The organism is Brevundimonas sp. (genome assembly GCF_035627055.1).
Classification (GTDB): Bacteria; Pseudomonadota; Alphaproteobacteria; order Caulobacterales; family Caulobacteraceae; genus Brevundimonas.
Map to the genome: position 1 here is coordinate 200,723 of NZ_DASPMM010000022.1, position 22,086 is coordinate 222,808.

Annotated in this window: 20 protein-coding genes; 4 read left to right on the forward strand and 16 right to left on the reverse strand. The window is 59.7% G+C overall.

What is annotated here, in order from left to right; translation table 11 throughout:
- Positions 1 to 1,597: 1,597 nt before the first annotated feature.
- Both VEA98_RS11605 and VEA98_RS11610 read right to left on the reverse strand, forming a co-directional pair.
- Positions 1,598 to 2,875 carry a trypsin-like peptidase domain-containing protein gene (locus VEA98_RS11605; RefSeq protein ID WP_324814952.1) on the reverse strand — a complete coding sequence of 426 codons (1,278 nt, stop codon included), beginning with the start codon at positions 2,873 to 2,875 and terminating at the stop codon, positions 1,598 to 1,600.
- Between the two features lie 11 nt (positions 2,876 to 2,886).
- Complete coding sequence (locus tag VEA98_RS11610) at positions 2,887 to 3,771, reverse strand: hypothetical protein (RefSeq protein ID WP_324814452.1); 885 nt, start codon at positions 3,769 to 3,771, stop codon at positions 2,887 to 2,889.
- Positions 3,772 to 5,101: 1,330 nt separating this feature from the next.
- Between VEA98_RS11610 and VEA98_RS11615 the strand changes: the two genes are divergently transcribed.
- Entirely contained in the window at positions 5,102 to 5,923 is an 822-nt protein-coding gene (locus tag VEA98_RS11615) for a hypothetical protein (protein WP_324814455.1), read from the forward strand.
- Between the two features lie 494 nt (positions 5,924 to 6,417).
- Positions 6,418 to 8,385 (forward strand): hypothetical protein, encoded by a 1,968-nt coding sequence (locus tag VEA98_RS11620; RefSeq protein ID WP_324814460.1) that lies wholly within the window; start codon positions 6,418 to 6,420, stop codon positions 8,383 to 8,385.
- 119 nt (positions 8,386 to 8,504) lie between these two features.
- Here the strand turns inward: VEA98_RS11620 and VEA98_RS11625 are convergent, their stop codons facing one another.
- From VEA98_RS11625 to VEA98_RS11635, 3 genes are read right to left on the reverse strand one after another with little or no spacing between them, the layout of a single operon-like run.
- Complete coding sequence (locus VEA98_RS11625; RefSeq protein ID WP_324814463.1) at positions 8,505 to 8,849, reverse strand: VOC family protein; 345 nt, start codon at positions 8,847 to 8,849, stop codon at positions 8,505 to 8,507.
- Complete coding sequence (locus VEA98_RS11630; protein WP_324814466.1) at positions 8,839 to 9,381, reverse strand: hypothetical protein; 543 nt, start codon at positions 9,379 to 9,381, stop codon at positions 8,839 to 8,841. The genes VEA98_RS11625 and VEA98_RS11630 overlap by 11 nt, the downstream gene beginning before the upstream one ends.
- Positions 9,378 to 9,728 carry a hypothetical protein gene (locus tag VEA98_RS11635; RefSeq protein WP_324814469.1) on the reverse strand — a complete coding sequence of 117 codons (351 nt, stop codon included), beginning with the start codon at positions 9,726 to 9,728 and terminating at the stop codon, positions 9,378 to 9,380. The genes VEA98_RS11630 and VEA98_RS11635 overlap by 4 nt, the downstream gene beginning before the upstream one ends.
- Before the next feature lie 388 nt (positions 9,729 to 10,116).
- Between VEA98_RS11635 and VEA98_RS11640 the strand changes: the two genes are divergently transcribed.
- Complete coding sequence (locus VEA98_RS11640) at positions 10,117 to 10,668, forward strand: hypothetical protein (RefSeq protein WP_324814472.1); 552 nt, start codon at positions 10,117 to 10,119, stop codon at positions 10,666 to 10,668.
- A 273-nt stretch (positions 10,669 to 10,941) separates the two neighbouring features.
- Here the strand turns inward: VEA98_RS11640 and VEA98_RS11645 are convergent, their stop codons facing one another.
- Genes VEA98_RS11645 through VEA98_RS11655 form a run of 3 tightly spaced genes read right to left on the reverse strand, consistent with a single transcriptional unit; the run spans position 10,942 to position 15,550 of the window.
- A complete protein-coding gene (locus VEA98_RS11645; protein WP_324814474.1) occupies positions 10,942 to 12,168 on the reverse strand; it encodes a hypothetical protein in 1,227 nt (408 codons plus the stop codon).
- The gene (locus VEA98_RS11650) at positions 12,165 to 12,641 is read right to left on the reverse strand and encodes a hypothetical protein (RefSeq protein WP_324814477.1); all 477 of its coding nucleotides are present in this window, start codon (positions 12,639 to 12,641) and stop codon (positions 12,165 to 12,167) included. Before VEA98_RS11650 ends, VEA98_RS11645 begins: the two co-directional genes overlap by 4 nt.
- Positions 12,641 to 15,550 carry a hypothetical protein gene (locus tag VEA98_RS11655; RefSeq protein ID WP_324814480.1) on the reverse strand — a complete coding sequence of 970 codons (2,910 nt, stop codon included), beginning with the start codon at positions 15,548 to 15,550 and terminating at the stop codon, positions 12,641 to 12,643. Before VEA98_RS11655 ends, VEA98_RS11650 begins: the two co-directional genes overlap by 1 nt.
- A 721-nt stretch (positions 15,551 to 16,271) precedes the next feature.
- Here VEA98_RS11655 and VEA98_RS11660 point away from each other — a divergent pair.
- Positions 16,272 to 16,880 (forward strand): hypothetical protein, encoded by a 609-nt coding sequence (locus tag VEA98_RS11660; protein WP_324814482.1) that lies wholly within the window; start codon positions 16,272 to 16,274, stop codon positions 16,878 to 16,880.
- 145 nt (positions 16,881 to 17,025) lie between these two features.
- On the opposite strand, the gene VEA98_RS11665 is transcribed toward VEA98_RS11660, so the two are convergent.
- From VEA98_RS11665 to VEA98_RS11700, 8 genes are read right to left on the reverse strand one after another with little or no spacing between them, the layout of a single operon-like run.
- Entirely contained in the window at positions 17,026 to 17,376 is a 351-nt protein-coding gene (locus VEA98_RS11665; RefSeq protein ID WP_324814485.1) for a hypothetical protein, read from the reverse strand.
- Between the two features lie 8 nt (positions 17,377 to 17,384).
- The gene (locus tag VEA98_RS11670; RefSeq protein WP_324814487.1) at positions 17,385 to 17,936 is read right to left on the reverse strand and encodes a hypothetical protein; all 552 of its coding nucleotides are present in this window, start codon (positions 17,934 to 17,936) and stop codon (positions 17,385 to 17,387) included.
- The gene (locus VEA98_RS11675; protein ID WP_324814490.1) at positions 17,933 to 18,685 is read right to left on the reverse strand and encodes a sigma-70 family RNA polymerase sigma factor; all 753 of its coding nucleotides are present in this window, start codon (positions 18,683 to 18,685) and stop codon (positions 17,933 to 17,935) included. Before VEA98_RS11675 ends, VEA98_RS11670 begins: the two co-directional genes overlap by 4 nt.
- Positions 18,686 to 19,393 (reverse strand): flagellar type III secretion system pore protein FliP, encoded by a 708-nt coding sequence (gene fliP / locus VEA98_RS11680; RefSeq protein WP_324814492.1) that lies wholly within the window; start codon positions 19,391 to 19,393, stop codon positions 18,686 to 18,688. It abuts the gene before it with no gap.
- A gap of 11 nt (positions 19,394 to 19,404) precedes the next feature.
- The gene (locus tag VEA98_RS11685) at positions 19,405 to 19,824 is read right to left on the reverse strand and encodes a hypothetical protein (RefSeq protein ID WP_324814494.1); all 420 of its coding nucleotides are present in this window, start codon (positions 19,822 to 19,824) and stop codon (positions 19,405 to 19,407) included.
- On the reverse strand, positions 19,821 to 20,132 hold the full coding sequence (locus VEA98_RS11690; protein ID WP_324814496.1) for a FliM/FliN family flagellar motor switch protein: 312 nt from the start codon (positions 20,130 to 20,132) through the stop codon (positions 19,821 to 19,823). Before VEA98_RS11690 ends, VEA98_RS11685 begins: the two co-directional genes overlap by 4 nt.
- Entirely contained in the window at positions 20,132 to 20,887 is a 756-nt protein-coding gene (locus VEA98_RS11695) for a FliM/FliN family flagellar motor switch protein (RefSeq protein ID WP_324814498.1), read from the reverse strand. Before VEA98_RS11695 ends, VEA98_RS11690 begins: the two co-directional genes overlap by 1 nt.
- The gene (locus tag VEA98_RS11700; RefSeq protein WP_324814500.1) at positions 20,884 to 22,077 is read right to left on the reverse strand and encodes a flagellar hook-basal body complex protein; all 1,194 of its coding nucleotides are present in this window, start codon (positions 22,075 to 22,077) and stop codon (positions 20,884 to 20,886) included. The genes VEA98_RS11695 and VEA98_RS11700 overlap by 4 nt, the downstream gene beginning before the upstream one ends.
- Positions 22,078 to 22,086: the final 9 nt, after the last annotated feature.

Below are 22,086 nucleotides of genomic sequence, written 5' to 3' on the forward strand. Positions count from 1 at the left end.
GCAGACCGTCGTGGTCTGCAAGGAGAGCCGATCATGAGCGACGACAAGGGGGAGCCCGGCGCCAATCCCGCACCTGCATCAGCCTCATCGAGGACTACGGGGTGCACAATTGGGTCCGGGAAGTTCGGCGTAAGCCAAGACCGCCTGCGCGCGGACGTCGCCAACCAGGCCGACGACGTCGAGCGCAAAATGCGCGGAACGCGATGAGCCCTGAAGAACGGGACCTCGGTCGCGAGTCGCGCGCCCGCTTCGGCCGCCGCTGCCGATGCTCCGTCGCAGGGACATCGTTATGGCGATCCTTGCCCGTGACTTTCCGGGAGCCGCGCGCAAGTCCGGCTTCCGTCACAGGAACCATCAGCGATGTCAGCGGATTAACGAGCTTGAGCGTCCGCGACAGATGCTCGATACCCTGTCCACCGAGAGGCCCCGCCGTCATCCCCCGGCGGGGCCTTTGCCGGTGGAACGCCGAGGAGGGAATCGCTTACTTCACACCCGGCGGCGACTGTCCGCAGAACACGGAGAGCTTTCGCGCAGATGAATGACATAGGGACCGCCAACCAGGCAGACGAAGCCTTAGCACTCCGCGCCCACGCGGGCCGGCTGCGAGAGCTTTCCATGCGAACTCGCAACCCATTGAGGGCGATCTGGCTGAGTGTAACGGCACGGCGATACGAGAGGATGGCGCGGGACCTCCTCACAACTCCGGCGCCCCACTGATCAGGTCGATTGAACGGGCCGGCGCGTCAGGGGGGACCTTGGCTCGCAATGGACGCTAGAGGCGGCGGGGTTCGGGAGACAAGAGTGCAGCCAGTCAGAACAGTCGTTCGCGCAGAGCAGGGGGTGACGCTCACCCGAATAGACGTGGCGACATCTCGCGCGCCCGTTACGTCCAGTTGGGAGCTTGCGACGCAGCGGACGCGCCAGAGGCTGGTGTTCCGCTCGGCCGACGAAGCAGAGACCGCCTTTCGCGAAGAGGTCGAACGCTCAGTCTCCATTCCGCACAGCAAACCCGGCTCGCCCTGACTCCGCATCGAGCGGCCACGTCGTGCATGTCCTGCGCCCAGATCGCTAAGATCGCAGCAACGTTATAGCTGCTAGGGTCCTTGGGCCGCCCTCTCCAGGGAGAGGCTAGGCGGCCCGGCGAAGAGCGCGCGTCCCCGGAGCGGCGCGGCGCCAACACCACGCTGATCCTCGGCCGTCCCGAGCTTTGCGGAAAGACAAAGCGTTGGTATGTCGCGCTTATTCTTTCGGGGGATCGAGGGATTGTACTGCGCATCGAAGGGCTGATAGGCACCTGACGCCCGCTGGCGAACCGCTTCGCCTTGGCGGAGCGTGGCAGCATTGCGCCCGCCGCGCTGATTTTCCCCTGTATGACCAGTAGGTCGCGGCGTCAGAACTTTCAGCAATGGTTGGCCGCTATGCAGACTGCAATCTGCGGACTGGAAGGGGCCCGTAACGTCCGCTCGGTGTTAAGGCGGGTCCAATGTGGCGGGCCTCGACAGCCGGCCGCGACGGGTCCCTATCCGCCGCAGGACGGCGCCATCCACTTGAGAGCGGAGTGAGAGACGCTGCTGGCTGGCATGGCGGCCCACCGCAGTCATTGCTGGATTTCCGGCAAACGCTCGTAAGAGATTTCCACTCGCCGGTTCAAACGGTTCGTAGTCCCAGTGTTGATCAACGGCTGCACTTCACCGCGTCCTTCGACGGTGATCATGGAGCCATTCACGCCCAAGGCAACGAGGGCGTCGGCCACCGTTCGCGCCCGACGATTGGCGATCCCGACCGCATAGGAAGCGGCATGGTCGTGAGGGTCGCTGTGACCGACCACCGAAACTCTGTTGATGGTGGGATCGGCGGCAATCCGCTCGGCCAACGAGATTACTGCAGCACGTCCCTCAACCGTCAGATCGGTTCGATCGAAGTCGAAGAAGACCAACAGCGGGACTGGGGCGAGGTTGGAAATATTGCGGCAGTACGGGCGCTGATAATCATCGTCGCACTCGACGGCTTGGAGGTACGGACTGACCTCGATGATCGAGGCAACCGAGACCGCGATGTTCGAGTCGTTGTCGTTGACTAGGCCGCCAACTGTCCCGTGCGAGTGAAGCCCTACCGCTATGAACGAGCGCGCGCCGGGAACCTCACTTTCTGCTTCCGAGTACATCAGGATCGGGGCCCCGGAGCTTCCGCCCCTCGTATCGCAGCGATGGTAGAGGAACTCGGCGCCACCTGCGGGATGGTCGAACACGCGACAGGTCGGATCCTTTAGAAGGAGTTTCGAATAGCCGTAAGGGTGATGCACCATGAAGACTGGCGCTCCTCCACCGGGTCGGTACTGACGTGAGACACGGATCACGCCGAAGGTGTCTCCCGGAGGAGGGTCACTGGGATTGGGCCGAAGAAGGCGCGCCAGAGCGTAATCCAGCTCCTGGTTGGCTTCTAGAATCCTCCCGACAGTGTAACGGACCCCAGGGCTGCCGATTTCGTCAAAGCCAAACGTTACGGATGCGGACGCATACGTCCAACCGGCTTCTCGAGCCGCTTGAGGGAGGCCTGGCAAGCAATGCCACGCCGTTATGATGACGTCGGGCCCAACAAGCCAAGCGGTGCAGGGAATCGTGCGGGGCCCGTCGGTGATGCTACCGCGCGCAACGACCTCAAGATAACCGACGGGGCGGCCAGCCTCCCAAAAGGGCGTCCCCTCATAAGGATTTATCGGCTCCGACTTCATCCGGACGCCTTGAATGAGAGAATCCCCAGGAAGCGCGACCTGGGGGACGGCATCTTGACCAGCAACCACCAGACCTTGGTCGATGGGTTGAGCGACAGCGGGCGAAAACCAAAGAACGAGAAGGGTTGCGGCTGCGCTGAGCATGCGCACGATTTTCAGTTCCTCTTCAGGCGGACGTCGACCAGCAACGAGGTGGCGTTGTCGAGACCTCCTCGGGTCAGGACGGCGGCGTGGGTCCCGAGCGAAGCATTGTAGACCGGCGCTTGGACCTGCGGTCGCCGGAAGAAGCCGTCATTCTCCGCGGCTGCGTTAAACGTCCCGACAAAGGGGCAAGATGGGAGGGTATCGGTCATCTGCTCCACGGCTGGAGGCGTTTGAGTCGCCACCTGCGCCGCCACGAAACTGTTCGCAGTAAACTCCAAAGCTTGGTTTGAGCCATGTCGGCAGGGAAGGAAGCGAAGCCGGAGGACGTCGGTGCCCCCGCTGGTGGTGAACCGATAGAACCCCCCGCGGGCCTTGTCGGGAAGTGTGAGCGCACTCGCCGTGCTGCCGCTCAGCAAAACCCCCTCCAACAGCGTCTCGGTGTTGTCATCGACCGACCACACCTGGAGGTAACCTGGCGAGTTGTAGGCCATCAACAGAACGATGCCCTCGTTTTGAGCGTACACGGTGTCAGGCGTAGCGGCCGTGACCGTCGTAGCCTCACCAGTGCCCGCGACCTTGAGGACCTTGAACTGCAGACCGGGTTTGACCTCAGTCGTTCCGCCGATGGCTGGAAACGGGGCTGGCGAATTGGAAGCCCCGGCCGCGGTGCCCGCCGGACAGAGGCCGACGACCTCAGCGCCGCCAGCAACTACGGAGCCGACGCGCGGCCCCAAGAAGGTATTCGCCGCCCAGCCCCCCACGCTGCAGAGGACTTGGCGGAAATCGATTCCGAGCGCCTGTTCAACTTGCGTCGGCTCTGTCTGAACGGCCGCCTGGGAATAATGGATTGGAGCTAGCGCGGCAATCAGCGCGACTACAGCCAGATACTTCTTCATCACAAGCCCCCCATCTCCGCACCATATGAACTCAGGGTTGGGAGAATCACAAGACACCGGTTTTCGAACGTCTGCTGGCGCTGGTGAACGATCGCGGGATTCGAATCCTCAACCATGGCTCTGCCGCTCGACTTCGAGGCGCTGCTTGGGACGAAGGTCCGATATCCATCCGTAGCGGCCGTTTGGGGAAACCGCTTTCGGTGCTTCAGTGCACATCATGAAAGGCGCACTATTTGGTACAGCGCGCTGCACCGCAGGCCTTGCCAAAACCCGCCTTTTCGCCAACCAATGTTTTGGTAATCGGTCAGCAGTCGCTGACGGCAGTCCAAGGCTGGCTCGTGAAGAAGGCGGTCCTCCACGAACTTAGCCTCTCAGACCGCGACATAGTCAGCGAGCGGAGAGTCAGGGCCTATATCGGGGGTGCGATCGCTGGCCTCGCGGCAAACCATATATCGCCGCCGGTTTGTCGGCGGCAGCTGAGAGCAGCCTACCGAAAGTTCCGGGACGCTGTTCACCGTGGGGATGAAGCATCATGGAGAGTCCTTTATGCCTCCCTATTCGACTCTGTCAGAGAGTGCGCTGATGCAGACTTCTATCGGCGTAGTGAGGTCGCTGACGACAACGGGCCTCCGGGTGTCACTTTCCAGTGCGCCGATCCTGTAGCTATGGCCGCCTGGACGGGATCGGCATCAGAAACTCCCATCGGCCTTGTACGCCGCGTGAGAGATCGGCGCACGGTTGCCGGTGCCATGGTTGGGCTCTCCGGCCGTGCAACGTGGCTTGCGCCATTTACCGGGGTTATCGAGGACCTAGTGGAAGACGCAAGACATCGCCCGAGCCCTGATGCTGCAAAGAGAGTTAGGGACCTGATTGCTCAATCCGCATGGAAACCCGGCCAGACCGTTGTCGCATTCGTGTCGCGATCCCCGCTTTCCCGTCTGAGCTTTGAACTCCCCACTGCGCGACGGACGGCAACAAGGCCGGTCGGTCCTACCCGGCTTGAAGCGCAAACGCACAAGCATTTCCGTCATTGGCCGGCTCCAGGAAATCCTGACCGCTACGGTAGGACTTACCAGCTCGATGCGATCGAACGGTCGCGCAGTGCCGGCCTATCCTTTGGAGTGCCAGAGGCGGTACGTCCGCGTATCCCGCTGGATCAGTTCGCTGACTGCATTGTCATCGGAACTCTGACGAGGGACGGATGCCGAGTTGTCGAGCCCGACGAGGCATATCTATCTGAGATTGGTGCTCAACAAGCAGCGATCGAGCTTATCCGGCTAGCAGTGGCGTCGATATGACAGGCCCACGCGTTTCGCCCTCCTTCGGAACAATGGTCGCAGACAACTGGGCCGCCTGGCTCGCCGATGAATTCAATGCGTGGGTACTTGGCTCCGCCTGTGTTCCGCGGCCGTTCTGGCCGCTGGCGGTGGCTGACGATGAGACGGATCTAGCTGGGACAGTTGCCCACGAAGTTTCACTGCTTGTCGGCGGCCGGATCTCCCCTATTGCTCAAGCCACCGAACAGAGACTGGCTCAATGGCGGTCACGAGCGGATAGCATTGAGGCCCTAAGATTTTGGGTCCGACTTTCTGCGCTCCTCGCCTCTCCCAATCTCGCCCCGTCGCTCAGCGTCTTGGCTGCAAATCTTCTACCAGGCGCTTCCCAAGAAAACGATGAGGCAGCGCTGACCATCCTATCGGAGGCTCGAGACAGGTTAGATTTGGCACAGCTCGCCACTCTTCTGGCGGCACTCGAACGTGTCGGCGTTCTCAGCCCAATAATCGAAGCCGAGGCCGTCGCCCTACGCGGTCGTTTCGACATCGCCAGCATCCCCGGTTTGGTGCTCAATTCCCGCTTCTTGCGCCTGGAACGTGACAACTCAGCGCCACTCCAACGCCTGGTAGGGCGGCTGCTGGAGACATATTCTGCAGCCGAGCTGGAGAAGGTCATCGTCGATGCACCTATGGAGCACAAGCAGAGACGGCCCTTAATGCTGACCCTCCAGGCACTCACAACCGCCGAGCCGGCGGCCTGGTCGGTAAATGAAACTGCCTATCAAGTGCTTGTGGCTGGTCATGAGCTGCCCCTGGTCCTCGCTCCAACGGATACTCTAAACGGCATGCTGACTCCTCAAGAAGAGAGTCGGAGATGAACACCCCGTCCCACTTCCGTCGCCGACTGGCATCGCTTCTAGAAATCTCTAACGAGATGTCTCTGAACGCTGATGATGGGGCCTTTTGCCGTCCGAAGCCAGCTGGGAGCGACGGGCGGATATACTACGTGTTTGATCAGACCGCCTTCCAGTTTTTTGTAGCTCCGGACAGAGTCAGACGGAAATACTCAGCGTTGTTCCATCTTGCCGAGTGGCGTGATGAAGGGATGGACCCAGAAGCATACTGGATTCTTGTGAATGAGATGCATGCAGTCCAGACGGCGGAGTACCTCTTCTCAGGAAATCTGCCGGGCCAGGGTGGTCACCCGATTCTAATGACGGCCCAACACAGGCAGCAAGTCGGGCTGTCCTATAGAGCGATAGTGGGACGATGTATCGAGCGATACAGAGCTCCGGGCGCCGCCCACAGCAGACGAGTAGCGCTAAGGGAGCTCGAGCGGCTCTCTTCTGGCGGCCCAAAGGCAGACCTTCGCTTGGATGAAGATCGCTTGGCATTCGATGGTGATCAACGCACCAACTTCGACCGAGCGAGGGCGATCAGCGTGGCCTTCGCGAAACGACAAGAAGACTTTCTTCCGGATCAACTTCATCGTTTCGCGGAGGGCATCTGGCCTCGCATAACCGAGCTCTCACAGATCTTCCCGCTTACAGAGGGCGATAGGGCAGAAATAGCTGAGGCCACCGACAGTTGGATATCCAGGCTAGAAGCGGCCTCAAGAGCATTTGATCCCGAGCGGCCTACAGGTTTCAGGGAGGACGCGGAGGCGATTGCGGCAATTCAGCATATCGCCCGCCACCTACTAGATAAGGATGAGCGGATTGTTTTTGTTACGGGAGATTGGTCCGTTCTTTCGGCATACTGGCAATGGTATGGAGAGGTCTACACTACCACTCCCTGGGAGCCTGTTGTGGTGCGAACGATTAAGAGTTTTGCACCTCTCCTGAACCTATCGCAACTTCTCAAGGGGGACAGCGCTTCGGAGAACGATCGGGTACCATTCACCCGTATTCAAGTCGCTGCAAATCTTGCGCTGCATCCCTTTAATATGAGGGTTGACGCCGAGCATCGGCTAGATGACCCACAAGTAGGGGGGCTCTGGTGGTTTAGGCAGAAGCTACTCGAAAACATTGATCGCAATAACATTTTCGACGATCCGCTTTTTGGTTCAATCGATGAAGATATGCTGGCGACGGAAGTCGAGGACGAGTTCCGCGCCGTACGAGATATATTCCAATCACTGGAGCGACGGGCATCGCTCGCAGCTCTGCATTATCTTGAGGAACGACGGGAGAGTGTGCTCAGGCGCACGCCGGAATTGGCAAATTCTCCGGACGAGACTGCCACTGTCGCCCAGTTTGCCAACGAAGCGGAACTGTTACTTCGGCGAAGCATAACTATCTGGCACTCACTCGTTACCCAGTCCATCCGTGACCGCATTGCTGAGGCTTCAGCAGCCGATAACATTCTCAGAACGCCAGTCAATATCAGCCTAAGGATTCCCCTTTCAGGAGGAGGAAGAGAACTACAGAACCTTGCCGAAGTGGAAAAATCCCTCGCGAACCTAGATCCAGCCGAGCTCGAACGACCCGAGATACTCGCCCATTTGATCTTTGCTATTGGTTCCATTTCGGCAATTCGGTTGCGGCGATTTTCGCTTGCCGTCCAGTACGCCGAATTGGCAAAGGACGCGTTCCGCACAACCTTTGCCGACGGCCCCGCCGCCGCGCGCGGTCACCCTGACTATCAGGAACTCAGGTACCTCAACGCGGTGACGCTGCGGTTACAGCTAGGTTCAGGCGGCTCTCATGAATTCCTCAAAGCACCGCCGCCTCAGCAGACAGATCTGATGCGCAAACGAAGGCAGGCTGCGGAGCGAGATATTGAGGGCTGTATTGCCTATCATTTGGCGGAAGGTCATCCGTTGAGGCTAGCCAGAGCATACATGGAGCGAGCGAGTATAAAGCTCTTCATAGCGGTAAGGGAATCTGCTCGAGTAAGGGGAACGCGATCGTACGACCGTGAATCTCATCACAGGTTCTTCGAGGCAGTTTACGATTTGGCCCGAAGCTTTGGCGTCATTTCGACGACTGCGGTTTCGGAAGAAGATCAGGATCGAAGGGACCTGCGCCAAGGATTGAACGCGCACCTGATGGCCACAGTCGCTGCAGTGGACTGCTTTCTGGTTCGGTTGCCGTATATGCAAGATGATCGGTTTGCGTTGGAGGCAAGACTCCACGATGCGAGCGCTGCGGCGGCTCAGTATCTTCCGACGGCGGATCCTCGAAGTTATCCCGTCGTAGTCCGTAGAGAAGTCGTCGATTTTCTATCTCGTCGAGGGATTGAGGCTCCGGCAGGGTGGCGCAGTCGGAAGGGTGTCAGCATCGCCATTGATGCGGAAATCGTTCATTTAATGAACCTGCCGGTCGTCGATCTCCTCTAGCCATCGCCTCCCGCTCGCCCACCTGTGGCACTCGCACACAGGTTTCTGGTTGAGGGTCTGAGTGCAGATGAAGACATTCGCACTGGCGCCGAACGGTCCAAGTGGGGAGGGTGCTCGTTCTAGGCGCGCGTGAGCTCAACCGTGTGGCCTTCTGGGTCCTTCACAATCGCTCGCCGCCCCCAAGGCGAGTCGCGAGGCTCCTGAATGACAGTACCATAGCTCTCGAGCGCGCGTTTGCACGCCAAGTCGACGTCTTCGACCGCGAAACCGATGCGGGTCGCGACCGTCGACCGGTCCTCAGCGGAGCAGGGATAGATTTCGAACACGCCCGATCCCTGTCGAGCGGCATGATGCGCCGGTCCGCTCCCATGCCGCTCTTCGTCGAATTGGAGCCCAAGCCCCTCGTAAAAGGCGACAAGCGAGTTTGGTTCGCGTGCGCGCAGCACGAGCAAGTTAAGCAGCATTGCGAGCTCTTCCGCCTGAAGCACGCGGTGATCGCAACGCGAGCGGTCCCGAGAAATCATCAAAACGCACGCTGATCTCAAGCGTCCCACCAAGCGCGCGAACAAAGTCGTCGATCGTGCTCAATTTCGCATCTTCGCGCGCTTCAAGTCTCGACACCTCAGCCTGCCCCTTGTTGAGACGCTCTGCGACGACCTCTTGAGAAACAGCTGTGAGCTGCCGAACATCTTTCAAAGTCAGCGCCGCTGCCCCGTTCCTATCGCGCTCAGTACGGCGCCGAAGCTGCAATAGCCGAAGAGCGGCCTTTTGCGGATCTGCATAGACTTCGTCGGGCTTGAACCCGAACCCCTCATCAGACGTGTACACGCCAAACTTCCACGACGCGCGCCAGCTCACGGTCGTACGCCAACCCTCAACGCTGATATCCGCCCACCATTCGCCATTGGGCTCGGAAGGGGCATCAATGTCGGCTTGTACGTTGAGACCTTCTCTGCGTAGCGCCTCAAGAAGTTCAAAAAACGGATCGGCTTTCATAGGATTATCTCCTCACCTTTCGAGCTCGCTTTGCTTAGATCGACCAATTCATCTGCCCTGACGATCAGCACCGCACCATCGTCGCTGATGTAGATTTGATGGGCTCTCGAGCGATACCGCGTGAGGTCCGGTCGATCCTTCACCAGGAACTTATTGTCGGGCAGCGGCGGGTACATTCGGCCATCATGGAGGTGGTTCTCGATTTGATTGGGAACCCCGGAGAATTCATCCTCAACCTCGGTCAACGTCTTCGCGACCAGCGCGAACGCCTCATCGTGCGAAGCGCAGGCGGGAGCCGCACGAAGGCGTTCATAGAAGACGGCGAGGCGTTCGCGATGCGACAGCATGATGTTGAGAGCATATAGCGTTGAACGCATAAATTGCAAGTTTCGTTCGCACCAGAAGGCGAGCTCAGTAGCTCGTAGCGTGAGCGCAATCGGTCGACGACGTCAGTGCGGATCAGCACAATTGCACTGAGCGGGCAGGGGAGGGGAGGCGGCTTTGCGCCAGAAGCGGACATTCGCCTACGACCGGAAAGCGGACGCATGCCCCGCAGGGTGCCCTCTAACTAGCGACCAAATCGGCGAGCTCCCCATCCATGGAGTAAGGACTCGTTCAACGGTCGCGCAGGAAAGTCTTATAACTGCCGTCCTGTTCTCGCCGATCAGGCACCCATCGTACTACCATTATTTCGGGCGAAGCAGCGGCTGTATCGGTCGGTGCTAGTCTGCTCCGATGGCGAATCGCACTCGACGCTCGGGCATCTGGCTGGTGGCCGTGCTGATCTTCCTTCTCACGACGCTGGCGCAGGAAAATCTAGCGTCGCTCTTCGAGGTGAGCGGGGTGGATCGTCTGTGGGTCCACACGGGCGTCGTCGGCAAGGTAGTGTTGTGGATCTGGGACATTGCGGGCACGCCCGTGGCGACGCACATCTACGCCTTCGTCGCTGGAGTCATGCTCGCCATCTTTATTTCAGTGGCGGGCGTGTCGGAGGGGACCCGAGCCCTTGAGCAAGGTCCGACGAAACCGGACATGTCGATCTATGATCTGGTGGATTATCTCACCGAGGAGACGGCATGGTCGAAGCAGAAGGGCTACATCACCGATCGGATGGTGGAGCACGAACTCCTCGATGCGTTTTCTTCCGGCAGGCTGCTGGCATTCGCGCGGAAGACAGACGCCTACGGCTCCACGTCTCCTCAATATCGCATCGACAGCAGGGTTTCGAGGCTCTCAGAATCGATCTTGACGCCATTCGAAGCCGAAAGCCGAAGCCTATCCGGGTGAAACCGAATTTCCTCGGCGATGAGGACCTACACGACTGGCAGGTTTTCAGGGCCCAAGCGGAACAGCTTTGGCCGAAGCCACCGCAGGAGTCGAAGGCGAAGCAGCAGAGACTCAGGGGGAACTGACAGCCGCACTTACCGATTGCCGCCTCTCGTGCCGAGGCGCGGCGATTAGGTCATCCAGCTTATGTTCTATCTCTACACTCCAGCTGAAGGCACTCAATGAAACGGTCGCCCGAACCTTGTAGAGGGGCTACAGAGCGACCGAGGCGGGTCAGAAAGTCCATTTGTGCAGTATGATATCGGAGGTCACTTGGGCCGCGAGATAACAGCAGGCCGCGTGCACCTTATTTTGCTTGTTCATGTCACAGAAGTCGGCGACAGCCTTCACGCACAACATCTCAGGCCGTTTAACAAGAGTGTGCTGACAAGCGTGGTAAAACCCATAGCTCTCCATGTCGACCGCTGCGATCGTTTCATTGAGAGCTGAGATCTGTGAGCGGATATCAACATCAGAGACTACCGATGACCCGGAGCCTGCTGCCTCGAGAAGAATCTCACCCGAACCCTCGAACTTGGGCGACAATTCCTTGGCTCGGTGCAGGCGTGACGGAGCGTTTGCCAGCCCTTCTGTTCGCATTCGCCGGGCTACCGCATGTGCCTGGGACCCCCTGATGCTAATAGGTTCGGGGCGAGGGAAGAAGTGAGGGTCCTTCGCATCATCGGTCTTCCACTTGCCGGCATCCCAATCGAACACCTGCTCAAAGAAAACCAGGTCGCCAAGATTTGCTTTGCCTTCGACCCCGCCGCAGAATCCCGACATGAGCGCAACGCGTGGTCGGTGAAGGGTAATAATGGACTGCGTGCTCGCCGCGGCGGAGGCCGTTCCTGGGCGACCGATGGCGCAGGCGACGCCTCTCCGCACATGATCCAGTCTATCATTGAACGTGAAGGCGTAAGTTTCCGCTCCCGCAGCAATCGGCTCAAGTTCGAAAATTTCGTGGAAAGGTTCGAGTTCCTTATCCAAAGCCACAAGAATCGCGACATCCGCGTCGAAATGACTGTAGATGCTACGCAGACGCGCTTGGCGTGATGCTTCAACGTAGGTTAATCGTTCAAGAAGAAGGGTCTTCCATCCGTCAGCATCGTCCTCTCGGATAATCGCCATTAGATGAGGGCCTATCGAGGCGGATATATCTGCGAGTGCACCAACGTCGCGCGTGATCCCGATCAGATCGCCAGGCACATTCATAGTCGTCGGTGAGAAGAGCTCCGCTAAGAAATTCTCGACTACGCCATGACTCGGAGCGCCCTTCCCATGGATGTGCGGCAAGGTCAAATCTAAGATCATAACATCGTAGACATACGCTTGGAGCTGATCCCGTGCCGTCACATAATCCGGCGCGGCATCTATGCGACTCAAGCACAGGTCGCTGCCGCTCAGAACCTTCCTAATCTCGGTGATGACCTCACTCCGATCGTGGACAACAAGGATATTCATGTCTTGATCACCAGAGAGAGGCCATGGATTAGCTGGTCCTGCCAGCCTGGGTTGCCGTATCGTATCGTGGCAATCAGCTTATTGCCGAGAGACCTCTCGGCTTCGCTGCAGATTTCTTCAAAGCCCTTGAGCACTTTGCTAGTGGGCCCGCGCGAATTGTCATCGAATATGTCGAAGCCCGTCAGTATTATTACCCTCAGGTCCGAGTCGTAGTAGAATAGCTTCTCAATCACCTCCATCCCCCCCAGATCCGCATGGCCGCCTTTCACCGAACTAGAGGTCGCTCCGGGCGCGATGTTCATTGAGATGTCGAGGATGCAGGCCGTGAATCGGCCTGACAAAGCTGCATCCTCCGTTTCGATCACATTTGTTACCCGCGTACGTTCAAAGACACCCGGAAACTGCACATCTAGAAGTTCGACCACATCGCCGAATTTGCGATCGTCATCCTCTGCAATCAGGAGAGCGATCATCAGGAGCCCCCACTCGAGGTCTGCCTAGATCCTGAGGACCGTAATGGCACGACGGCGTGATAAGCTCGGCGGCGGCGAACGCCTTTTACAGTTACGGCTTGCCCGTACGTCGAGGCTGCAAGGGCCGCGATTTTGTGCATGCCGGACCTCACGTCGCTTAGCATCTCCTCGCTGGCTGACTTATAGGGATGTCCGGGATAAGCCTTGATGTCATCCGCGCCCACCCGCATCAGAGTGGTCGCGATAAATCCGAGCTGCCCACTGTTTTCATACAGGCGAACACGAAGGCGTATCGGGCGCCCGTCGCCATGCTTGAGTGCGTTCTGGACGAGCTCCCCCCATAGCTCAAAGATCAGGCGAACGTGCTCGTCTCGAGGCGTGATCCTAGTCTCGCTCGTACTAGGCCCGCTTAGGAGGATTTGGCCTGAGCTAAGCTCGCGTTCGAATCGGGCGCTAACAGCGAGGCCAAGATCTGCCAGTGGTGCCTGGAGATTGACCCCGTCCGTTTCTGGCAAGCGAAACCATTCGGAAATCCTGCGGATGGCTTGGCGGTTGACATTTTTTAGGGCCTTTGCGGCCGCGTCGACCGACGGATCGCCGGGCATTCCGGTGGTCAAGCGGTCCCTTCGCTCGTCAACCGCGCGGTCGAGCTTGCTTTTTAGGTCTGAGCTCAGTTGAGCCTTTGCGTTTTCGAGTTGTGTTTTCAGTTTTGAACGAAGAAAACCATTCACGACGGCGGATACCTCTGAAAAACTATCCGGCGACCCCAACTGATTTAGGAGACTGGTCAGCTCCTTCTGGCTCGGAACCATGTCGAAGAGGCCGAGCGGTCTATTATCACGTTTGTGGCGGAGGTATTGATCGGCCCATGATGCGCCAGCAGATTTGATTACCTCCGAAAACATGGGAAGGAGGCGGCGCCGCTCCTCGACAGGTAGCTCCTTCCATTCGGCCTGCTCCAGTTCTTCAATCGCGCTCGCGAACTGCCTACGGAACTCTGTATGGCGCATCCGGACGGCCAGGATAGACTCCAGCCCATGCGCGGGGTGCGCGAGGAACGTGTCTATATAGCTTAGGACGACTAGCGCGAGGGGCCAGTCCACTCCCTTGACGTCATAGGAGGCACTGCGTCCGCCATGAAAATCGTAGTTTGTAGAGGACTTGCCTGCACTCGCGTTCCTGATTTGCTCATCGCTCTGAAACGACCGATAGGTTTTAAATATATCTTCATGGCGATTGAAGGCGTCTCGCGCGATTGCGGACCACGAGATTGAGAATTTGTCATCATCTACGTTCAGTAGGAGAAGCGCGGCGGTATAGGCTTTCTGCTCAGACTCCAAGTGGTCTTGGTTCAGGTCACTCTCGTCTAGCCCGAACTCGTGGACTACTGTGGAGATAGCGTTCATGCGCTGACTTAGTGCGGCCGCGTAGTTCGGGACAAGCCTCAGCCAGAGAATCATTTCCGCGGTTAGAAAAAACCTCACGTAGAGACGTGCGCTGTCCCCGAACTGACTGACAAGCCATTTAACAAACGCGTCCGAATTGCCCAAGCGCCGCGCCACCGGTTCGCAGGCTAGGCGCAGAGTGTTGCCTGCTAAAGCCCGCTCTTCGAGAAGCTCGTGGAACAGAACGAATATGGCATCTGTGTTGCCGGCCAGCAGATTCATCTTTCGCGCGAGCTTCGTTTGGCGCCACCAGTCCCAGTCAATTCCTGAAAGATATCCCGGTCGGAAGGGTAAGTATTGGCGAACCCTCGCCATCCATTCTTTAATGCGGCCTCTCTGCTCAATCTCGTGCAGGTACCAGTGAGCCGCCTTAATCCACATTCGATCTTGGTATGCTTCGGGCTTGCGCAGTCCGAGATCGACTTTGTGCTGCAGAACCTCGTGCGAGAGCCCTACCGCAGCTAAGGTGCCTGCTCGGATCGCTGATCTAGCCCGAGGTGATGCGCCAATGAAGGCTGTGATCGCTCCAAGGAATGCGGTCAGCCGGTGCAGTTCCCGCACTTCAACCTCAACCGTCCGCCTCGGGATCATGTACAGAGACGTCATATACGCAGCTGAGAACCGGCCGGCCGATGTGAAGTGGTAACGCCGGCAGAAGGTGACGCCGACTTCAAAGTCACGGACATCTGGATATCGCCGATCACGATTGCCCGCCAACGCCTTCAGCACGACCCCCGCCTCAGTGAAATCGCCAGGCGGTTCGTTGTCGACCAGGCGCCGTAGGTACTCAGTGGTCGACGTGTCGAGACCGAGGCTCTTCGCGAAAGCCGGTGCCGGCGTCTCGTGAGCAAAGGCGATCGCCTTCCTCTCGCACAGAGCTAGGATGTCAGTCGCACGATCGTATGGGAGTAGCTCGACGATCGTTCTTAGAAGCTCTAGCAACTCAGACCGGAGAGGCCTGCCCGCTGAGACCTCCGCCTCGAAATGACTTAGGATCATTTCACGCATGTCATACGGATGGCAGAGTAGACCTATAAAGAGCTTGAACGCGAGACTCTCCTCCGCCACCGCCTCATCACGCAGCAGAAAGGCAATTGTCTTCTTTTCCGCAGCGTTGCCCCCCGTCGAACCGAAGACGTGCGAGAGTTGGGTCTCTATCGCGGTCTCAAGCGGCACGTGCAGGAAGTAGTAGGCGAGAGGAAAGAAGAGCCGACTACGAAACCAGTTTGAGTTTTTCCGATTGGAGAGTGCCGCCAAGATATTTTCATCAGAATTTGATCTCAGCGCGGCGTTCAACTTCACGGCGAAGATCGACTGTCGATCAATCGGATCTAGCTGGTCGTGGAGTTCGAGTGTCCGGCTAAAGTCGGACCGGATCAGAGACGAGGAGACGGCGTACTCCGACGTCTGCAGAGTCTCGATGTGATCAACGTTGCATCGAAGGTAGTCGACCGCGAGCGTCATAAACGCCAAGTCGATTGCTGGGGTCCCCTCCCTACGGATCCGCGCTAACGCTCGAAAATCGGCATCATCAAAATTTGCGACAGTCCAGCTCTCGGGGTGAATGCGGAACAACCCCGGGGAGAGATGAGGGGGAAGGTCGTAGCTAGCGGGCGAGGGGTCGAGGAGAACCTGCTCGGCGATGCGGGCCGATAGTTGATAGTAGCCTCGGCCACTACGTACCAAGTTCCTAAAGCGCGCTGACGCACCTCTATGTCGATCCACGCCACTCACGTCACTGGTGCATCCTTAATGCCTGCCCTCTCCGAGGCTAGGCGCGCGGAGGGCTCACTGTCGAGAACTGTTTGTCGCTTGGAGCGGCCAGCCACGGCCCCTGAGTCCTGCCAGCTCGAGCATGCCAGTCGGCGGACTTTTGAAGGGCCGCAAGTGGATCACATCGAACGAATTGGGTTAGGTCCAGCGTCGGCTCCAAAGCGGCACGTTAGAAAGTCGGCTAAGAGTCAGGAGCGGTCACTGCTTCGTAGGCATTCCTCTCCAACCTCCGTCTCAGTGCAGATCACGACAAGCGCACTATGGCGGGGAGGGCAGTGACGCGACACTCACTAGAGTGACCATTGACGCGCTCAACATCCGACATTCAGAACCGACCGCCTTGGCGGAATAGGCTGCAAATCAGCGACGATGACTAATGGTCAGACCGGCTTCGCCGTGGCAGCGTACGACCATGCTGCCTCGCGTCTGGAGCATCATCCGACCGCTTTCGTCAGTGATCGGCGCCGTACTCGGCGTGGTCGCGGTCGTCGCGTTCTTGATGGTCGTGGGCCACTTCCGCGGCTGGCTTGGCCAAGAAATGGCTGCTTGGGTGCAGGCTTTCGGGAGCATCGCCGCGATTGGAGCGGCAGTGTGGATTGGTCATGCGGAGGCAAGGCGTCACGAAGCCTCCCTCCAGGCCCAGCGCACCAAAGATCTCGCCGACCACGCTCAGGAAATAGCTGACTGGCGACAAGCGTTCACCGACGCGCTTAAAGCGACCGAGAGCGCCCGCACGCTGGCGGAGCGACCAGTGGATGGCATCGACGGTCCCCGACTGATCCGTCTTCTCCGAAACACCAAGGGCATGCTCGACACCTACTTGGCGTTGCCCCCGCCAAACCCAAGCCTCTCCTTTCTTCTCATTGCTGCGCGAACCGAGGTCGAAGCGCCGGTGCCTGCGTTAGAGTCGTTTCAAGCAGACAAATCCGAAACATCCGCTAAGCGACTTCGAGCCAGTTTGGATCGCTCCTTGTTCGAGATGACTGAGATGCGTGACGAGTACGAACAAGGCGTACTCTGACCGCTGAAAGCGATGACGATGGTCCCTCGATCGACACGACACCATCGCCGAGAGCGAAGGTCGCTCAATGGATGCGCGAGACCAGGATATCGTAGTCGACGTGCGGCGCGGTAAGGGTCAGGCCGCGCCGTCTTGCCCGCCGCTACTACGGTTTGGCTGCCGCACGCAAATCTCGACTGAGACGGTCAAGCAGCGCACGCCCTGTTGCGTCGGCGTCTATCGCGCCGACTACGCGATCCACCATTTGCTGAAATCGCGGTTCGTTCAGCATCTGTTCGCCGAACTGGTCCGTCAGCAGTCCTTGGATCAGCGCGCGCCGGAGCTGGCGGTCGTCGATATCCTCGACGGCCGCCAGGGCTTGAGCCGCCGCGATGCCGGTGGCGATCCTTTGAGGGGTGCGGCTTCCTGGTCTCACAGAGGATCGCGTCTTGTCCCGCTCCTCCAGACGCTGCCGTAGCAAGGAGACAAGGCGATCGACGTTGGAAATCGGCTCCATCTCGACCGTCAGCGCCGCGAGCCTTGGCCTAGTTGACGGAGCAGCAAATCCGTCTCCGAGGTCGGTTCAGGGTCGGGCGGTGCAGAACGGTCCAGTTCATCGATCAGGAGCTGCATGTCTCGATTAAGCGCCGGATTTTCGATGTTCGTCGCTATTCCCCGCCGGATCAGGCTAATGGCGCCGGGAGTGTCTTCGAGCGGCAGACGCATGAGGCCTTCGGCGAAGAGGCGCAACGCGTCGTCAGCGGGCCGTCCAGTCAGGGGCGCCCACGTCAGGCCGGCCAAATCCGGTTCCCCGGATGTATATTCGAGAAATCCCAGCTGGAAGCGCGCGATCCAGAACTCGGGCGCCGCCTCCACCGCCTGTCCCATGGCGATACGGGCCTCCGGATAGCGCCGGTCGCCCGCCAGTGTCGAGCCGTAGAGAAAGAGCAGGCGAGGGTCTGTGGGGTAGAGATGCAAGGCCTTCTCGATAGCGTCGGTACCCGCTCCTTCCGCCAACTGTCCAACGAGCGCCTCCAGTTCCGGCTGAGGGCAGACCTGCGAGGCTTGGGTCGTCATCCGGTCACCGTTGAGAAATGGAGCTGTTCCGAGCGGGGAAGGCGTTTGCGAAGACGCTGGAGGGCGGCAGCGTGGATCTGTGCGATTCGGCTGCGTCCCAGCGACAGCGTATCGGCAATCCGTGCGAACTCCAGCCCTTCCAGGTAGTGGAGGCGTATGACGGTCCCTTCGGGATCGGGCATCGAACCGACGGCCGTCGCCAACCTGTGCACGGTGTCTGACCAGGCCAGGCTCTCGTAGGCGTTGGGACTGCGCGCTTGCTTTTCGATATTGGCCGCGTCGCCGGCGTCGTCGAGCATGAAGCCAAGCGCCAGATCGACCGCCAGGTCGGTCAGGGCCTTAAGTGCGTCCGTAGTCGACAGGTTGTCGGGATCTTTCGTGGCCAATGATCGGGCGCGTTCGGTCCTTATGCGCCGGCGAAATGCAGTTTGCCGCCGCCCTTCGCTGGACGCACCGATCCCATCGATCACGTTTCCGGCGATGCGTCGTGCGGCAAAGGCCTCGAATCGCGTTCCCTGATCGGGATCGAAGCGGTCGATCGCCTGGAGCAGGCCCTCCGCAGCGTGCTGTCGCAGATCCTCGACGTCCAGGTCGTCGCCGGGCCGTTCGCGACGAACGCGGGCGGCGATCCTTCGCGAGAAGGGGAGATATTTCTCAAAAATGCGGACCCGGGCCGGTCCTGAGGGGTCGCGCTCAAGCGATTGCCAGAGGCCGTCGTCCGCGTCGGGTTCGATGGAGGGCCGGGTCAACTAGCGAAACCCCCCGACCACGCCCTCCAAGACCAAGCTCCAGCCGTCGATGAGGACGAACATGAGCACCTTGATCGGCAGGGCGATGCTGGTCGGCGGCACCATCATCATCCCGAGCGAGAGAAGGATTCCGGCGACAACCAGGTCGATCAGCAGGAATGGCAGGAGAATGACAAAGCCGATCTTGAAGGCTGTTCCCAGTTCATGGAGCATGAATGCTGTGGTGAGCTCCGGGAGGCCCACTTCAGCCGCCGTGTCCGGAAGCGGCTTCCGGGCAATCTCGTACACAGTCTGCAAATTCTCGTCCCTGACCTGCCTGAGCATGAAGGCCTTCATTGGCCCCGACCCGCGGTCGATCGCCTGCTCGACAGTGAGTGCGCCTTCCAGAAAGGGCTGTAGCGCCTGCGTGTTCACGGTCGACAGCGTCGGCCCCATCACGAATGCGGTGAGAAACAGCGCCAGACTGACCAACACCGGGCTCGGAGGCGTTTCGGGCATGCCGAAAGCGTGGCGGATCATCGAGAGAGTGATCACGATCCGGATGAATGGGGTCATGCAGATGGCGAGGGCCGGGATCAGCGCCAACAAGGTTAAGGTCAGGCTGATGCGGATAACGTCGGCGGTCTGGACCGCCGCAGCCGCCGCGCCAGGCGCGGCCAAGGCTTCCGAGGCGGCGAAGGCGACGAACCCCACCGCCAATAACGCCAACCTCCAGCCCCTCACGGTTCCTCTCCCAGGGCTTCGTCAAGGCTGACCAGAACGAGATGACCTTGGGCGGACGCCGTCACCATGAAGCTCCGACCATCGCAGCGAAATACCGATACCGTCACCTGGGTCGAGAGACGGCGTGTTTCGATGTCGCTCAGTCGGGGCGCTGAGCCGGCTCCGCCTGGGGCGACGAGCGTCGAGAGCAGCTTGGTCAAATCTGGTCGGCCCAGCGGTCCGCCGGCGCCGTTCAAGCGTCGATTGAGGGCATAAGCCGCCCCAACCGCGAGCCCGATGCATAGCAGAAGCGCCGCGCCGAGTCGAAGCCAAGGAATATCAGTGTCAGCGCCCTTGCCGAGCGTCTGCGCGACAGCGGAGGTAGAGGCCAAGGCCGCACCCCCGAACGCCAGCAGGAGGACAACCCCGCGCTTCATCGCCCGGTCGCGAGTTCGACGATCCGGACCCCGAAGGCATCGTTCACGGCTACGATTTCGCCACGGCCCACTGAGCTGCCGTTGATCTGCAGCTCCACAAGGTCTCCCAGACCGGTTTCGAGCGCGACGATTTCCCCCGCCTTGAGCGTCAAAAGTTCGCGCACGCTCATGGTGACGCTGCCGAGCTGGGCGTCCAGCTTAACTTTCACGTCGCTGAAAACAGCGGAATCGAGACCAACGAGTGGCGCCCCCGTAGCGCCTTTCTCGGCAGTCGATGTCTGGGTGAGCTCCGTCTTCCGGGCGGTCATCAGCGAGAGTCCCTCGGCGCGGCCTGTAGCCGCAAGGAACGTGGAGATGCCGTATCCTCCAGTGTCGCACAAGCGATGCGCGTGCCTTCAGGTCCAGCCAGATCGAGCGGTTCGTCGAGAGCATGATCCAGCACGATGATATCACCCGGGGTCAATCTCCGAGCCTCTCCGATCGGGACGAGAGACGACCCAAGCCTCGCCTGAAGTTTCACCGGAACGTCAGCAATGGCGGCTTCGATCGTGTGAAGCGGCGCCCGGAGGCCAGGATCGGGTTTCAGGGACCGTCGCCTCGTTTGCGCGAGCGCAGCGCGCGTGGTTTCGATCAGCAGGATCTTGCGACCCTCTTCGTCCCTCAATTCCAGAACGACCGCGCCTGAACTGTCGCCCGTCGATGGTCGGCGGGGCGCCAGCGCGGCGTCAAGCGCTCGCACGAGGTCAAGGACTATGCGCTCGCCGAAATCCCCCACGACCGCCTGGTCGTCGCTGGTCTGGTTCAGGCGCCCCAGATCTATGTCGAGAGCACGTCCCGCGATGATCTCTACATTCGCAGTGAAGACCCGTATCAACACACAAGATCCGGAGGCGACTACAGGCTCGGCCGGCGAAGTCCCTTCAAACTGCAGACGCTGTCGAACGAGGCGCCACGACCGGAACCATCGGAGGCTCCAGTCCTCGATCGCCGCATCGATCAAACCCAGAACCTCGGGCGCGGCCAGCGCCCCGTCCGGGAGCCAATCCCAAACGTCCGTTCTCAACCCTGGCCCCGGATTCCGAACAATTGCTGGATCATGTCATTCGAGATGCTGACCACCTGCGATGAGGCCTGAAAACCCCGCTGCACGAGGATCAGATCACCGAATTGCTGAGCGAGATCGACATTTGACGCCTCGATCTGTCGGGGGACGAGAGTACCCATCCCGTCGTTCTTGCTGGCGAAGAGACCCGCCGGGGCGCCGTTGTTGCGGAACAGACCGTCCCCCAGGCGTTCCAGAGCCTGAGGATCCCGGAAGGACGCCAAGGCGACCGCCCCGAGATCTTCGGTTTTCGAGTTGGAGTAGGTCAGCTTGACATGGCCATCCTCTGTGATGGTCACGCCGGTCAGAGTGCCCACGCCGTTGCCGTCGGAAGATGCGACCCGGATTGTCGACGTCGTTCCCGATGAAAAATTGTCGACATCCTTGAAGTCGAGCTCCACGTCGATCTGTTCCCCGTTTTCGGATTCATACGAGAAGGTGAGAGCGGATGGGTCGGAAACATCTCCGGCCAGATTGAACTGCAGCGACTGCTCCTCACCTACGACGGCGCCGGTCTCGTCTGTCACCGTGACAGACCATTTGTTGGGAACCGCCGGCGTCTCGTCCGAAGGCTTGAGCGTAACCTTCCAGACGTGACGCGTGCCCCGCGCGTCATAGACGGCGATATCGGATATGACGGCTTCGGTCGAACCGGTGGAGAGGTTGCCGCCAAACGATACGTTCCGCGTGATCGAAGGCGGGTTGGTCCGGAGTTGATCGATGTTGATCGCGGTGGCCTGACCGGAGGCGTTGAGAAGGTTCAGATGATAGTCACTGCCCTGCAGGGAAATGAAACCGGCGTCGTCGACGGCGAACTGACCGGTGCGGGCGTAGTAGGTCCGTCCGTCACGACTCAGCACCAGGAAACCGGCGCCCTGAACGGCGAGATCGAGATCCCCGCCCGACTGACGCATATCACCCTGGGTGAAGTCGATGGTCTGCGCCCCGAAGCGGACGCCGGCGCCGTGAAACTGGTTATTTCGGCCCGAATAGGAGGAGCCGAGTCCGCCGATGTTGAAGGCGTCGCTGAAGGAAACTGTCGACGCCTTGTATCCAGGCGAGTTGAGGTTGGCGACGTTGTTGCTGATGGCCTGCAGTCCGCGCGAGAAGGCGTTCATACCGCTCAGCCCGATGTAGATAGCTCCAAGCATTGGCTCTTC